A 13,005-nucleotide genomic window follows, 5' to 3' on the forward strand; every position below is an offset into this window, starting at 1 on the left:
ACGAGCACGAGCTCAAGAGGAGGACGTGACCGGGGACCGCAGGCCGAGCCACTGCTCGGCGTCCCAGGCATGGATCCGCTCTACCTCGGTGAACCCCAGCTTCGCCGCGAGGCGCATCGAGCTGACGTTGGCGGTCTGGGTGGCGAGCACCATCGGCTCGCCGGGAAGGACACCGTCGAACCAATCGAGTGCCGCCGCGCACGCCTCGGCGGCATACCCGAATCCCCACGCTCGCGGCAGGAACAGGTAGCCGAGATCGACCTTTCCCACGGCAGCCGCGCGACGGTGCTCCGTTGCTCGCCTGAGCAGGATCTGACCGATCATCGCCCCATCGAGATCAACGACGAAACTCCCGGGCCACCGCCCGGGCACCCCGGGCATCTCACGCTCAAGCTCGTCGCGAGGGCGGGGACCGCCGAGATAGGCGTGCACCTCTGGCGAAGCCAGCAGCTCAATGAACGTCGCACGGTCCCGGGCCTCGGGCTCACGGAGCACGAGCCGCTCGGTCCTTATCGGGGCAGGCGGCCAGGCGACGGACCCAAGCTCAGTCATGCTGGCCACCCAACCAGCAGGCTCAGCAGCGATCAAGAGCGTCACCAACTCGCGCGCCTCACCCGCCCAAACACCCAACCAGCAGCGGGTTCGGCCTCAAGCAGCTCTCAGATTCTGCGAACCCGCTGGTTTCCCTCTACGAGGAGAGGCACGCCCCTCGGCTGCGCCGCCCCTTGCTCGACTTCACCACGGGCTGCTCCAGCCACCTGCTGCAGGAACCGGCGATCTGTTCTCCGGAGGTTCGCCATCGCGGACTGCTGCTCCGCGTCCAGGAGTTCATCACGCACCACCTACATGACGGGACCGGCCCTCACTCGCGATCGAACTCAATGCGGACGTCGGGCCCCCAGTCCATTTCGTCACCGTCATCGTCGTCACCGTCATCGTCGTCGTCCCAGTCCACCTCCGGGCCACCGGGCCGCCCCACGCGCAACGCGCGATAGAGGTAGCCGTCCTGCTCTGCTTCCTCCCAGGTGAAGAAGACGGCTTCGCCGGGTGTCAGGGAAGCGAACGCGCCGGGGTCCGTGCGCAGGGCCGAGAAGTGTGCCCAGATCTCACCCGGCACTGCGGGCGAGGTCAGTACACCCCAGCCGAACTCGTCGTCCCATGACTGGACGGTGCCGCGCACCGGGTGACTGCTGATGGCTCCTCCTACGGTGCATCCGCATGATCGTCTGGATGGCGTGCGCATTCTGGCCGTGGGTTGGCGGGAGTGTCAACGGCCCTTTGCTATGCGCCCATTGACTGATCGTTACCCACGCCCAGTACGGCGCTCACTTGCCCCTTTGGACAATTGCCGCTGTGTTCACGCTGGTGTGGAGTGCTCGGGACGCAAGTGCCCGACGTCTCACGCAGGGGGACCACACATGACGTACGTGAACAGGGTCGGCCGTATGGCCGTCGTGACCGGAACGGCCGCCGCGATAGCCCTCGGTGCGGTCGGTCTCGCGGAGGCCGCCCCGACGGCCCCCACGGCGGCACCCACCGCGGCGAACGACCAACTGAAGACCGTCTTCACGCCCAAGCACCAGGGTTACTCGACGCCCAAGGCGAAGCGGAAGGCCGGAGTTCTCCACGCCCAGGTCGATCTGCGGGGCAAGCACCCCAAGTACTACCCGATGGCCTGGAGTTTCAAGGTCACCAACAAGAAGCTGAAGGCCATCGCCCGCGGCCCCATGAGCTGCAAGGCCAGTGGTCTCAACGGCAAGTACCACGACAAGCACTACCCCATCCCGGTCGGCTACCAGTGGCACTCCACGGTGGGCAGCAAGAAGCACCCGCACAAGAAGAAGAAGGTCTACAACCTCTCCGGCACCTGCGTGTTCAAGGTGCAGGTCGGTCACAAGCCCGGCAAGGCGACGGTGGGCTTCCACTTCAAGTACGCCATCAACCCGTACAAGAAGAAGGCCGCGGTGCGCAGCGGTGTCTCCGCTCCGGTCACCACCACCAAGGTCGCTCTCAACGACTGACAGGCGTCTTCGGCGGGCCGAGGGCCGGGGCCGGGAGCCGGGAGTCGAGGGCCGGGGGGGGCGATACCCGGCCCCTTCGGCCACGCCCGAGCCTCCCCTGTCCGACGGGACGGTGGCCTCATCGGCTCGTCCACCACGCGACTCCCGTTCCGGCTGCCGCGCTGACCGCAGTGATCAGCCACGCGGGCACGCGCTCGATCGTCAAGTGCAGCCCACCACAGCGCAGTTCGACCTGCGGGTGCCGTTTCCTGCTCTCCCTGGCCTGTGTCATGCGGCCAGTGCAGCACATCAGGTGTCTCACCGGCGCGGGCCCGCTTTGGGGCCACCTTCCGGCGTCACGGAAAGCGCGTGTGGTGCGGGAATGCCACACCCCTATATCGCGCGCGAGAGTGAGAAGCCGCCGAGTCCTTACGCGACTTTCCTTGGGAATTTTCAGCCACTCTTTGTCTCGAAACTCCCCCTTCGCATGCCGCGTTCCCGCAGCCGAAGCCGGGCGCTCGAAGGCCAAAGCCCGTTGCGGCGTGCACCTGGGGGCGTTACCAAGTGTCCAGAAAGGGCTGCTGAGAGCAGGGTTCCTCACTCACCGCTTCTGTCCCATCGCGCCCAGTGGCATGATCCGGCGGATGGATTACCAGCGCTGCATAGACCTGCTCGCAAAGGTGCACGAGAACCCCTACGGGCTTCCTCGGGAGGTGCGACAGGCGAACGTCTCCCGGCTGTTGGAGGCGCTCGGCCGCCCTGAGCGGGAACTGCGCGGGATGCTGGTGGTCGGGACGAACGGCAAGGGGTCGACGTGTGCGCTGGCCGTGTCGGCGGTGGCCGCGACCGGCGCGCGGGTGGGCAGCATGCCCAGCCCGCACCTGCAGGAGCCCAGGGAGCGGATCCGGATCGACGGGGTTCCCGTCACGCGCGCCGAGTACACCGCGGCGTTCACCGAGGTCTGGCAGACGATCGAGCGGCACGGTCTGCCCGTCCTGTCCCAGGGGATCTTCGCGACCACCGCGGCCGTGCACTTCCGGCGGGCGGGGGTTGCGCTGGCGGTGGCCGAGGCGAGCATCGGCGGGAGCCGGGCGGCGGCCGCGGAACTCGGCCTGGACGTGAAGGTCGTCACCGGCATCGGACTCGACCACACCCGGCTGCTCGGCGACTCCCTGACCCGGATCGCCCAGGCCAAGGTCGCAGCCGCGCAGGACGGGGACCATGTCGTTCTCGGACACCTGGTCCCCGAAGCCGCCGCCGCTGCGGAGCAGGTCCTCAAGGAGCGGACGGGACTGTCCGTGTGGCGCGTGGGCCACGAGATCCACTACACCGCCCGTGCAGCCGACCACCACGGTCACAACAGCCGCCACGACAGCCACGGCAGCCACGGCAGCCACGGCAGCCACGGCCCGGCAACCCTGGTCGATGTCTCCACTCCCCGCGCCGTGCACCGTGACCTGCCCTGCCCGTTGACCGGTGCGCACCAGCACCACAACCTCGCGGTCGCCATCGCCGCAGTGGACGCGATGGCCGAACGCGGCCACATCCGCGAGCCGGACGGCGAGCAGCTGCGCGCACGACTGGCGGCCACGCGCTGGCCCGGCCGCCTCGAACTCGTCCCCCACGCCCGGCTGGACGACTGGACGGGCCGCGTCCTCCTGGAAGGCGCCACCAATCCGCAAGGCGTCGCGACCGTAGCTCCGGAGATCCTGCGCCATGCCCGGGCCGACGGCCATACGGAACCGCCCGTGCTGGTCTTCGCCGCGATGGACGACAAAGACGTCTCCGGCATGCTCGCCCCACTCCCCTCCCACTGGCCCCTGGTCCTCACCCGCACCGGCTCGCACCAGGCCGCCGACCCCGCCACCCTGCGCAGTCGGCTCTCTCCCGGCCGCCAGGGACCGTGTCTGACTGCCGAAGACTCCTCGTCGGCGCTGCGCCGAGCCGCCGAACTCGCCGGGCCCGGCGGCCTGGTCGTCGTCTTCGGTTCGCTGCGGCTCGTAGGCGAAACCCGCGCTGCGCTCGCTCTGCAGCCCGCGTGAGGCGGCTCGCGACGGACGTCTGTCCCGCCTTCCTTGTACGGGTGCCCCGACGGACGTCTGTCCCGTTCCTTGTACGGGTGCCCCGGCGGAGTGAGCCCCTGGCGCTGGTGCGACGATGCGGGCATGCGCGAGGTCAATGAGCTGATCGACGTCGAGGACCCCGCCTGGCCACTCCTCACGCAGGAGCTGTCCGGCAGCGACGTACCCGTCGAGGTGCTGCCCGGCGATGCCGGGACCGGCCGCGCCACCCTCCTCCAACTCCAGGTCTCCGCACGGTCGAACTTGGGCGGCACCGTGCTCAATTGCGGCGGTCTGCTCGTGGACGACGGGTGGCTCAGGATCTTCGGAAGCCCGCGCGGCGCGGAACCCGAAGCGCTGCCCGGCCTGGCCGAGGTCAACGCGATGCCCCCGGTGTTCGATCCGGCATGGAGCCCGGGAGCGGGTCTCGTGATCGCACACGACGTGCTGGGCGGGGTCTTCACTCTCAACGGAGGCAACCCCCGTGCGGCCGGGCGGCCCGGAGAGCCGGGCGAGATCCTCTACTTCGCCCCCGAAGCCCTCGGCTGGACGGCCCTGGGCGCCGGTCACTCGGCGTGGCTGTCCTGGATCCTCTCCGGGGGACTCGAGGAGTTCTACGGCGCCGTGCGGTGGGACGGCTGGCGCAATGAAGTCTCCGCGCTGAACGGCCGGCAGGGCTTGTCGTTCTTCCCGCCGTTGTGGTCGGCCGAGGCCCGCCAGGATCTGCGGGCGACCAGCCGTCGTGCGGTGCCCATGGCGGAACTCCTGGGCCTGAGCCGCGACTCGTGCCGTCAACTCGCCGGCACCGACCCGGGCTTCCTCGGAGCCGCATGAACCATGCGGCACCAGATACTCGGCATCCTCAACCGGACGCTTCCTTCGCGGAGTTGATGCCCCCGGTGCGCCGCTCCGGTGCCAGGCCGGAAGACACGGCAAGTACGGCGGCGGTCAGCACGAGGCCGAGGGCGCCCGGATTGACGTAACCAGGGATGACATCGGCGGAGTACATGCCATCGTCCGGGACATGGCAGTTGAGCTGCAACGGGAGGTAGCTGCCCTCATAACGGTCGATGGAGGCGGCTCGCGCTCCCCCCACCGCGTCCTGGCAGGCACTGCTCTGCTCCGGGCCGACCATCAGAGCGAGCTGTACGACGCCCCACGCGTACACGGCGACTGCCGCACCGGCGGCGAGAGCGGCGAATCCGCGGAGCACGACCCTCGTGCCCGAGTGCCTGATGCCCTGCCGGGCCAGGGTCGAGAAGCCGTACACGGCGAGCGTGGGCACGATGACGAGCGCGGCCAGGATGATCAGGATCAGGCCGAGAGGATCATGCCCCTCGAAGGAATCGGACGCCGTCATCTCCGTGACTCTATCTCCCTGACTCTTCCATCTCCCCGACTCTTCCTGAGAGTTGGGCGCGCAAGGTTCGCCGCCCAGGGCCGGAAAGCGGCGCAGCGGCGTAACCCGGCCGCGTACTTGGCGAGTTCTTGATCCCCCGGCCCGCACCCGCCCCCACCCTGTGACAGCACTTCGCCCCGCCGTACAGCGGCGGGGCGAAGTGCGGTCGGGCTCGGATCGGCCAACAGCATCCCTGCGAGGGGCGGGCCGCGCACCGGGCGGCTTATGCGACTGCCGGGGCCTTGGGGGCGTCCGTCGCGGCCGGGTAGTCGATGTACCCCTCCGCCCCTCCCCCGTACAGGTTCTCCGTCGGCGGCCCCGCGAGCGGGGTGCCGTTGGCGAGGCGGGCGGGCAGGTCCGGGTTCGTCATGAACAGGCGGCCGAGGGCGACCACGTCCGCGTGCCCGTCCCGCACCCACCGCGCCCCCGCCTCGGGGCTGCTGGGCACCGGGCCGTTCGTGTTGGCGACGAGCGTTCCCGACCAGCGCGTCCGCAGGTCCGCGATGGCTCCGTACGCGCCGTTCTCCAGCACGTGCAGATAGGCCAGGCCCAGCGGGTCCAGTGCGTCGACCAGCGCACGGTACGTGGTGCGTGCGTCGGCCTCGGCGAGCTGGTTCTCGGCGTTGTCCGGCGAGATGCGCAGGCCCACGCGGTCCGCGCCGACCTCGGTGACGACCGCCTCGACGACCTCCGTGGCGAACCTCAGACGGCCGGTGACCGAGCCTCCGTACTCGTCCGTGCGCAGGTTGGTGTTGTCGGCGATGAACTGCTGGATGAGGTAGCCGTTCGCGCCGTGGATCTCCACGCCGTCGAAGCCCGCCTCGATCGCACGCCGGGCCGCGGACGCGAAGTCCCGCACCGTCTGCGCGATTTCACCGGCCGTCAGCGCACGCGGGGTCACGTGGTCGAGCAGCCCGTCCCGGGTGAAGATCTGCTTCCCCTCGATGGCGACGGCCGACGGGGCCACCGGCAGCTCGCCGTCCGGCAGCGTCAGCGGGTGGGTCATCCGGCCCACGTGCCACAGCTGGGCGAAGACCGTGCCGCCCTCGGCGTGCACCGCGTCCGTCACCTCTCGCCAGCCGCGCGTCTGCGCGTCGGTCACCAGGCCCGGAATGCCGGGGCCGCCCTTGGCGAGCGCGTTGACGTACACGCCCTCCGTGATCAGCAGCCCGGCTCCGGCGCGCTGCCGGTAGTACGTCGCCGCGTACGGGCTCGGCACCCCCGTCACGTCGTCGGCCCGGCCCCGCGTCATCGGAGCCATCGCCACCCGGTTCGCCAGGTCAAGGCGGCCCGCCCGGTACGGCTCCAGCAACTCCCGCATTCCCACACCCTCTTCCAGCTCTTCCGGCATCTCCGTGTCCCGCGTCCCTCCCGTCACGGCCCCGGCGCTCATGCGGCACTCCGGTCCAGCGCGATGACCTCGACCTCGATCTGCCAGTCGGGCTGGGCCAGCGAGACGACCTCGACGAGGGTGTCGGCGGGGTAGGGCTCGGCCAGGAACTCGCCGCGCAGCGTGATCACGTGCGGGAGGTTCGTCGCCATGTCCCGTACGAAGATGCCGACTTTGATCACGTCTGCGAAGGCCAGGCCGGCCGCCTCCAGCACCCGTCCGACGTTCCCGAACGCCTGCCGCCCCTGCGCCAGGAACCCGCCCTCGACGGTCGTCCCGTCCTCCTGGAACCCCGCCTGCCCTGACACGTACACAAAGCCCCCGGCCCGGACGGCCTGCGATATCCGGTACGGCGCGTACCAGTCCGGCGTGGTCGCGATCTTCTCGACGCGCGCCACGGTGGCCGCACTCTCGTTGCTGGACATGCCTCTCCCCTGTCTCGGCAGGGACCGGAACCGGCCCCCACACGGCTGCGTTACGAAACGTTCCGTAACGTCAGGGGAAGCTAGATCATCCCGAACCCACTGTCAAAACGAAACGTAACGTCACGCGAGCGGTAGGCTGAGGCCATGACCCCCGACCCGAACAGTGAACGGCGCAGCGAACGCGCCCGCCGGGCGATCCTCGACGCTGCGTTCGACCTGGTGCGCCGCAAGGGCTTCGCGAAGGTGACCATCGAGGCCATCGCCGCCCAGGCCGGCGTGGGCAAGCCCACGATCTACCGCTGGTGGAGCTCCAAAGGCGCGGTGGTGCTGGAGGCGATGAACGAGGAGCTCGGCGACGACTTCGCCTTCCCCGACACCGGTGACATCGCCGCCGACCTCACGACCCAGATCACCGCGGTGAGCCAGCGGCTGATCACCGGCAGGATCAGCGCGGCATTCAGGGGCGTCATGGGCGAGGCCCAGAACGACCCCGCGCTGATGAAGGCGTTCCGCGAAACGATCCTCGAGCCCAGCATCGCGGAGTGCCGGGCCCGCCTGGATTCCGCCGTCGCCGCCGGGCAGCTCCGCTCCGACGTGCCCACCGACGTGATGATCGACCTCTTCTACGCGCCGATCCACTACCGGCACTTCCTGGGCTTCGGCGACGACGCAGTCAGGCGCAGCGCCGATCTCGTCCAGGACGTCCTGCTCGGCCTGCGGCCCCGGCCGGACGCGGGGTGAACGACCGGCGCACGGCCGCTCGTTGGTGACAGCTATGCACCCTGCCCCCTACTTCCCCACCCCCATGGCGTGACCCTAGTACCCCCCGAACGGTGTGTGATCCGCCAGGGCAAGCTCCCGCATGAAGCATCGGAGGCGGACGAGTTGGCGGGCGAAAGCCCGCAAGGGGGCAGGCAGTCGGGGAGCGTGAGCAGCGGTCCACAAGGCGGGTACGCGATCCATACCCAGCAGGATCCAGCGGCCCCCTCCAGTCGGTCCAACAGATCGTTTCGCTGTCTGCCATCGATAGAGTCGATGAATGGAGATGCGCCAACTACGTCACTTCGTGGCGGTCGTCACCGAGGGCACGTTCACGGCCGCCGCCCGGTCGGAACTCATCGTGCAGTCTGCGCTCAGTACGTCGATCCGCAATCTGGAGCGCGAGTTGGGGGCGGCCCTGTTCGACCGCACCGGCCGTCGCGTGGTGCTCACCGAGGCTGGACGGGCACTGCTGCCGCAGGCCAGGGCGCTGCTCGCGGGGGCCGACGCGGCGCGGGAGGCGGTGGCGGCGGTCTCGGGCCTGGCCACCGGGCGCGTGTCCATCGGGACGATCCAGACCCTCACGTGCGTGGATCTGCCCGCGGAGCTGGCGTTGTTCCACCAACGTTGGCCGGGCATCCAGGTGTCGGTGCGCGACGCTCCGGTCGATGATCTCTATGAGAGGCTGCGCGCCGGCGAACTGGATCTCGCCTACCTCGCGCCCGATGCCGCCGCGCTCCCCGACGGCTTGGTGGAATTCGCTTCCTGGCACGAGGAGTTGGTGCTCATCACGGCTCCCGGTCACCGTCTCGCAAGCGCGGGGCGCACCCTGCTCCGGGATCTGGCGCAGGAGTCCTTCATCGACTTCCGTGCGGGGACGGGCCTGGAGACCGCGGTGCGCAGGCTGGCCGCACACTGCGGGCTGGAGCGTCACATCACGTGCGATGTGACGCAGATCGGCATGCTCGTGGCCCTGGTCCGGGCCGGCATCGGGGTCGCGTTCGTGCCCCGGCGCATCGGCGAGGACGCGGGGCTGCCGTGCGTACGGATCCGCCAGCCCGAGCCCGGACGGACGGTCGTGCTCACGGGGCGCGGACCGAGCCCCCGCAACCCGGCGGCCACAGCCCTGATCGACCACCTCACGCGGTCCCGGAGCGTGAGCCCGCCGGACACTCGCCCCCTGCGCTGAGCCCTTGCCGGGCAACGGCCGCGCCAAGCGCAAGCGTCGCTGACAGGGCTGCCCGCGCGCACCGCTCTTACTCGGTGGTGTGGGTGGGGAAGACCTGGACGTCGGTGTAGGCGCCCTTGATGGCGCCGGCGTTCTCGGGCCAGTCGAGGGTGACGGAGTGGGTCTCGTTGGGGGGCGTGACCTCGATGTTGGTGGGGGAGGCGAGGCTGTTGCCGCTGCTGTCGATGTCGTAGGCGAGGTTGAAGACAGCCGCGTCGCCCGGCTTCAGGGTGGTGACGCGGGGCTGGGCCTGGCCGCGCTCGATGGGGCTGGAGGTGTTGTCGGCGTCCTTGATGTCGACGCCCGCGAAGCCGGTGGCCGAGCAGGTGGCCGAACCCCGGTTGATCATGGTGATGTTGATGCGGCCGGAGGTCTCGTCGGGCGCGGCGTCCGCGGCGTCGATGGCCAGGTCCGCGGTCTTGCATATGGGGAGCTTGCCGCCGCTCTTGCCTCCGCCGTTTGCGGCCGCACCGGCCTCGGCGCCCTTGCCCGAACCCGCCTTCCCGTCGTCCGCCTGGGAGCCGCCGGTGCCCGAGCCGCCCTCCGGCTTCGCACCGTCCTGCTGCTTCGCGCCACCGTCCGACTGCGCGCCGCCGCCGGACGACGAGGACGAGGACGAGCCCTTGTCGGCGGACGAGCCCTGCGCGGTGTCGTCGCCGTTGCAGGCGGTCAGCGAGAGGGTGGCGGCGAGGCCGAGGGCGGCGAGCGCGGCGGTGCGGGTGAGCTTCATGGTGTTCCCCCCGGAACAGGTGCGGTGCGTCTGGTCGTTGCGGTCGAAAGCATTTGTATCCCGCACCGAGTCACAGGAGATCGCCCGCGACGTCTTCGTTCTGTCACAGGCGAATTGACCGCGCACGCCCGCACACCCGCACGCCCGCATGGCCTCACCGGGCAGATGCTCGGTGCTCGGTGCTCGGTGCTCGGTGCTCGGTGCCAGGCGTATCGAAAGTGCCTGGTGAGGATGACGGAGAGCCCATCTGTGATCCAGACTGATGTGATGGTCACGCTCGAGACTCCCCGTTTGATCCTGCGTCGCTGGCGCCAGGAAGACATCGCGCCCATGGCTGCCATCAACGCCGACCCCGAGGTCATGCGGTGGATCCGTGACGGCAGCGTCCGTGACGAACAGCAGACTCGCGCCGGGGTCCAGGCGTGGGAGAGCGAGTGGGAGTCAGAGGGCTTCGGCCTGTTCGCCGTGGAGATCCGGTCCACCGGCGAGCTGGCCGGGTTCACCGGCCTCGCGGTGCCCAACTTCCTGCCGGAGGTGCTCCCGGCGGTTGAGGTCGGCTGGCGGCTGGGCCGTTCCCACTGGGGGCAGGGCTTGGCCACCGAGGCCGCTGCGGCCGCCGTACGGTTCGGGTTCGAGGAGCGAGGGCTGGAGCGGATCGTCAGCATCGCTCAAGTGGGCAACGACGCCTCTGAGCGGATCATGGCCAAACTGGGGATGCGTCCGGTCCGTGAGACCGTCAGTCCCACCGGCGGTCGGCGGGTGCGGGTTTTCGAGTTGTCGTCGGAGCAGTACGTCACAACCACTCGTTGATGGGGGGGGACTGGGCCGCTTCTACGGCCTAGTCGGGGAGGTCGCCGCCGGCCCGAGTCTGCCGAGTCTGCCGAGCCAACGGCGCCCATGAAGCCGCGGACGCTCGATAGCTTTCACCGGGACAGCCGGGAAATCCGGGGAATCCAGGAAATCCAGGAAATCCGGGAAAGGGCGTGACGATGGCCAGGGTTCATGGAGCCGCAGCGTTTGATGGAGTACTGGAGCGCCTTGACCGCGCAGCTGCGGTTGTCTGGGCCCAGTTGGCGGTTCAGGGAGCCATTTCCGCCTGCTCTGCGCCGTCGCCATGAGCACCGTCCCACTCATGGGCGCCCCGGTGGTCGCGACCAGGGGTGTCCTGCCCCAGCCCTCGGCGGATCGCGATCTCCACGGGTGAATACGCGCCGTCGGCCCGCTCCAGTTCGTACGGTCCGGTCGGCATCAGCGGCGGCTGGGCCATGAAGCGCGGCCGCGTCCCATGGTGCGGTTGCGCCGCGTGCACCAGGAACGGATGGCACAGGAAGACGTCGCCCGGGGACCCGGTGGCGAGAGCGACTGGCCGGTGGTCGGACGCCGCCACCAGGTCGGGCGCCAGGGTCAGCCCGCTGGCCCCGTCCTCCCCGTACTGCTCAAGGACCTTCGGCACGTCGAGGTGTGAGCCGACCCGGATCCGGGTCGGGGCATCGTCCGCACCGACCTCGCTGAACAGGAACAGCATCAACAACGCCCGCCCCCTCGATCGCAGGTTGGTGAAGTACCAGCTCTCGCCCTCCGGCAGATAGCTCCCCTCGATGTGCCAGCCCGCGTCGTCCGGCTCCTCCTCGTGCGGGAAGCGCAGCGGGAACGTACCCAGCGAGTAGCGCGGCTCCCAGCGTCCCGCACCGACGAGCAGGTCGTACGCGCGGTGCAGGGCCGGGGAGTTGGGCGCGGCGGCGAACGGCCCCTGCCCCATACCGGGCACCCAGTGCACGGGCTGCGTCCACGTCGACGGGTCGTCCGGGTCACAGCCCGTCTCCCGCCACAGCAGGCGAGCACAGTCCGCGGCCACGCGCGGCGCGACGGCGCCCTCCAGCTTCACGAAGCCGTCGCGGAGGAACCGGGATACCAAAGTCGTGTCATCCATGCCCCCAGCGTGCGGCGCCACCGCCCCCGATCACCCGACATTCCCCGCACCGCCTTTGTCGGGTGTTCACCGAGCCGCTTCGTGCCCTCTGGAAGAACCCCAGGCGTGCGTCAATCGCCCCTCAGCACACGATCCTTCAGAACACGATCAAGTGCCGCCCGGCCTACAGGTCCCCAGTTCGGCTTGCCACCGGGAAGTCCCCGGTCTCCGTTCTGCCCCATGAGCATCAAGAAGAGGCACTTCATGGCGGCCAGCCCGCGGGCGCGCCGGATCGCCGCCTCGTCTGCACGCGCGTACGTGTCGAAGAACCGTGAGGCCGTGCCATCGGGGAGCAGCACCCATGCGGCGGCGAGGTCCCAGGCCGGATCGCCGGCGAACAGGTCACCGAAGTCGACGATGCCCGCGAGGGTTCCGTCCGAGACGACGACGTTCGCGGGATGGAGGTCGCCGTGCACCCACACCGCCGGGCCCTCCCACGCGGGGGCCGCAACGGCGTCGCTCCAGACGGCCCGGACGGCCCGGACGGCGTCGGCAGCGATGCCGTCGAGGGCAACGGCAACGGCCGCTAGGAAGCCCTCGAAGCCGTCCGTGCAGTTCCGGGGATGGGCACCGCGGTCCGTAGGAATCGGCGCTTCGGCGGGCGCCTCCACGTGGAGCGCCCGGAGGAAGCCCGCCAGTGTGTCGGCGGCGTGGACACCGCGGCTGATCGAGGCGTGGTCCAGCGGCGCGCCGGGAACCCACGTCATCACGGTCCAGTGCTTGGGGAAGCGCTCGGACGGTTCGCCGAACCGCACCGGGGTGGGCACCGGGAGCGGCAGCCGCGGGGCCAGCACGGGCAGCCACCGCCGCTCCTTGAGCTGGAGCTCCGGGGTGGGGTCCATGCGCTGCATCCGCACGGCCAACTCGTCCCCGAGGCGCCACATTTGATTGCCCCAGCCGCCCGCCACCTCGCGGACGGCCAGCCCGGCAAGGTCTGGGTGCTGCTCCTGCAGCAGGTCACGGACCAGGTCTGCGGTGATCTCGATCTCGGCGTCGGTCATGCGACGCCACAGTACTGAGGCGGCAGGCGGAGCGGCCTCAAGGT

General features: G+C 69.9%; 14 protein-coding genes. 6 read left to right on the top strand and 8 right to left on the bottom strand.

Annotated elements, in window-relative coordinates; translation table 11 throughout:
- Positions 1 to 12: 12 nt before the first annotated feature.
- Together ACFWYM_RS01070 and ACFWYM_RS01075 are read right to left on the bottom strand one after the other, a co-directional pair.
- Complete coding sequence (locus ACFWYM_RS01070; RefSeq protein ID WP_384828529.1) at positions 13 to 552, bottom strand: GNAT family N-acetyltransferase; 540 nt, start codon at positions 550 to 552, stop codon at positions 13 to 15.
- Positions 553 to 862: 310 nt separating this feature from the next.
- Positions 863 to 1,180: a cold-shock protein gene (locus ACFWYM_RS01075; RefSeq protein WP_384828531.1), complete on the bottom strand. Its 318-nt coding sequence runs from the start codon at positions 1,178 to 1,180 to the stop codon at positions 863 to 865.
- 238 nt (positions 1,181 to 1,418) lie between these two features.
- Between ACFWYM_RS01075 and ACFWYM_RS01080 the strand changes: the two genes are divergently transcribed.
- From ACFWYM_RS01080 to ACFWYM_RS01090, 3 genes are all read left to right on the top strand, one after another.
- On the top strand, positions 1,419 to 2,021 hold the full coding sequence (locus ACFWYM_RS01080) for a hypothetical protein (RefSeq protein ID WP_384828533.1): 603 nt from the start codon (positions 1,419 to 1,421) through the stop codon (positions 2,019 to 2,021).
- Between the two features lie 623 nt (positions 2,022 to 2,644).
- On the top strand, positions 2,645 to 4,042 hold the full coding sequence (locus ACFWYM_RS01085) for a bifunctional folylpolyglutamate synthase/dihydrofolate synthase (RefSeq protein WP_384828535.1): 1,398 nt from the start codon (positions 2,645 to 2,647) through the stop codon (positions 4,040 to 4,042).
- 123 nt (positions 4,043 to 4,165) lie between these two features.
- Positions 4,166 to 4,894 (top strand): DUF2625 family protein, encoded by a 729-nt coding sequence (locus ACFWYM_RS01090; protein WP_384828536.1) that lies wholly within the window; start codon positions 4,166 to 4,168, stop codon positions 4,892 to 4,894.
- A gap of 28 nt (positions 4,895 to 4,922) precedes the next feature.
- Here ACFWYM_RS01090 and ACFWYM_RS01095 read toward each other — a convergent pair whose 3' ends face one another.
- The 3 genes from ACFWYM_RS01095 to ACFWYM_RS01105 form a co-directional block, all read right to left on the bottom strand.
- Complete coding sequence (locus ACFWYM_RS01095) at positions 4,923 to 5,420, bottom strand: hypothetical protein (RefSeq protein WP_384828538.1); 498 nt, start codon at positions 5,418 to 5,420, stop codon at positions 4,923 to 4,925.
- Positions 5,421 to 5,682: 262 nt separating this feature from the next.
- On the bottom strand, positions 5,683 to 6,852 hold the full coding sequence (locus ACFWYM_RS01100; protein WP_384828540.1) for an alkene reductase: 1,170 nt from the start codon (positions 6,850 to 6,852) through the stop codon (positions 5,683 to 5,685).
- Entirely contained in the window at positions 6,849 to 7,274 is a 426-nt protein-coding gene (locus ACFWYM_RS01105) for a RidA family protein (RefSeq protein WP_384828542.1), read from the bottom strand. The genes ACFWYM_RS01100 and ACFWYM_RS01105 overlap by 4 nt, the downstream gene beginning before the upstream one ends.
- Before the next feature lie 144 nt (positions 7,275 to 7,418).
- On the opposite strand from ACFWYM_RS01105, the gene ACFWYM_RS01110 reads away from it, so the two are divergent.
- Positions 7,419 to 8,015: a TetR/AcrR family transcriptional regulator gene (locus ACFWYM_RS01110; protein WP_384828543.1), complete on the top strand. Its 597-nt coding sequence runs from the start codon at positions 7,419 to 7,421 to the stop codon at positions 8,013 to 8,015.
- A gap of 298 nt (positions 8,016 to 8,313) precedes the next feature.
- Positions 8,314 to 9,222 carry a LysR family transcriptional regulator gene (locus tag ACFWYM_RS01115; RefSeq protein ID WP_384828545.1) on the top strand — a complete coding sequence of 303 codons (909 nt, stop codon included), beginning with the start codon at positions 8,314 to 8,316 and terminating at the stop codon, positions 9,220 to 9,222.
- A gap of 67 nt (positions 9,223 to 9,289) precedes the next feature.
- Here ACFWYM_RS01115 and ACFWYM_RS01120 read toward each other — a convergent pair whose 3' ends face one another.
- On the bottom strand, positions 9,290 to 9,991 hold the full coding sequence (locus tag ACFWYM_RS01120; RefSeq protein WP_384828546.1) for a DUF4232 domain-containing protein: 702 nt from the start codon (positions 9,989 to 9,991) through the stop codon (positions 9,290 to 9,292).
- Positions 9,992 to 10,258: 267 nt separating this feature from the next.
- Here ACFWYM_RS01120 and ACFWYM_RS01125 point away from each other — a divergent pair, with 267 nt between their 5' ends.
- Positions 10,259 to 10,801 carry a GNAT family N-acetyltransferase gene (locus ACFWYM_RS01125; RefSeq protein WP_384828825.1) on the top strand — a complete coding sequence of 181 codons (543 nt, stop codon included), beginning with the start codon at positions 10,259 to 10,261 and terminating at the stop codon, positions 10,799 to 10,801.
- Positions 10,802 to 11,069: 268 nt separating this feature from the next.
- Here the strand turns inward: ACFWYM_RS01125 and ACFWYM_RS01130 are convergent, their stop codons facing one another.
- Both ACFWYM_RS01130 and ACFWYM_RS01135 read right to left on the bottom strand, forming a co-directional pair.
- A complete protein-coding gene (locus ACFWYM_RS01130) occupies positions 11,070 to 11,921 on the bottom strand; it encodes a phytanoyl-CoA dioxygenase family protein (protein WP_384828548.1) in 852 nt (283 codons plus the stop codon).
- A gap of 110 nt (positions 11,922 to 12,031) precedes the next feature.
- Complete coding sequence (locus ACFWYM_RS01135) at positions 12,032 to 12,961, bottom strand: aminoglycoside phosphotransferase family protein (RefSeq protein ID WP_384828550.1); 930 nt, start codon at positions 12,959 to 12,961, stop codon at positions 12,032 to 12,034.
- Positions 12,962 to 13,005: the final 44 nt, after the last annotated feature.

The sequence above is a fragment of the Streptomyces sp. NPDC059009 genome (assembly GCF_042740175.1).
GTDB lineage: Bacteria > Actinomycetota > Actinomycetes > Streptomycetales > Streptomycetaceae > Streptomyces.

Bases quoted from the DNA above. Each gene is read 5' to 3' on its own strand.
- ACFWYM_RS01090 (WP_384828536.1), top strand. From the start codon at position 4,166: ATGCGCGAGGTCAATGAGCTGATCGACGTCGAGGACCCCGCCTGGCCA.
- ACFWYM_RS01095 (WP_384828538.1), bottom strand. From the start codon at position 5,420: ATGACGGCGTCCGATTCCTTCGAGGGGCATGATCCTCTCGGCCTGATC.
- ACFWYM_RS01085 (WP_384828535.1), top strand. From the start codon at position 2,645: ATGGATTACCAGCGCTGCATAGACCTGCTCGCAAAGGTGCACGAGAAC.
- ACFWYM_RS01135 (WP_384828550.1), bottom strand. From the start codon at position 12,961: ATGACCGACGCCGAGATCGAGATCACCGCAGACCTGGTCCGTGACCTG.
- ACFWYM_RS01115 (WP_384828545.1), top strand. From the start codon at position 8,314: ATGGAGATGCGCCAACTACGTCACTTCGTGGCGGTCGTCACCGAGGGC.
- ACFWYM_RS01080 (WP_384828533.1), top strand. From the start codon at position 1,419: ATGACGTACGTGAACAGGGTCGGCCGTATGGCCGTCGTGACCGGAACG.
- ACFWYM_RS01105 (WP_384828542.1), bottom strand. From the start codon at position 7,274: ATGTCCAGCAACGAGAGTGCGGCCACCGTGGCGCGCGTCGAGAAGATC.
- ACFWYM_RS01070 (WP_384828529.1), bottom strand. From the start codon at position 552: ATGACTGAGCTTGGGTCCGTCGCCTGGCCGCCTGCCCCGATAAGGACC.
- ACFWYM_RS01125 (WP_384828825.1), top strand. From the start codon at position 10,259: ATGGTCACGCTCGAGACTCCCCGTTTGATCCTGCGTCGCTGGCGCCAG.
- ACFWYM_RS01110 (WP_384828543.1), top strand. From the start codon at position 7,419: ATGACCCCCGACCCGAACAGTGAACGGCGCAGCGAACGCGCCCGCCGG.
- ACFWYM_RS01100 (WP_384828540.1), bottom strand. From the start codon at position 6,852: ATGAGCGCCGGGGCCGTGACGGGAGGGACGCGGGACACGGAGATGCCG.
- ACFWYM_RS01130 (WP_384828548.1), bottom strand. From the start codon at position 11,921: ATGGATGACACGACTTTGGTATCCCGGTTCCTCCGCGACGGCTTCGTG.
- ACFWYM_RS01120 (WP_384828546.1), bottom strand. From the start codon at position 9,991: ATGAAGCTCACCCGCACCGCCGCGCTCGCCGCCCTCGGCCTCGCCGCC.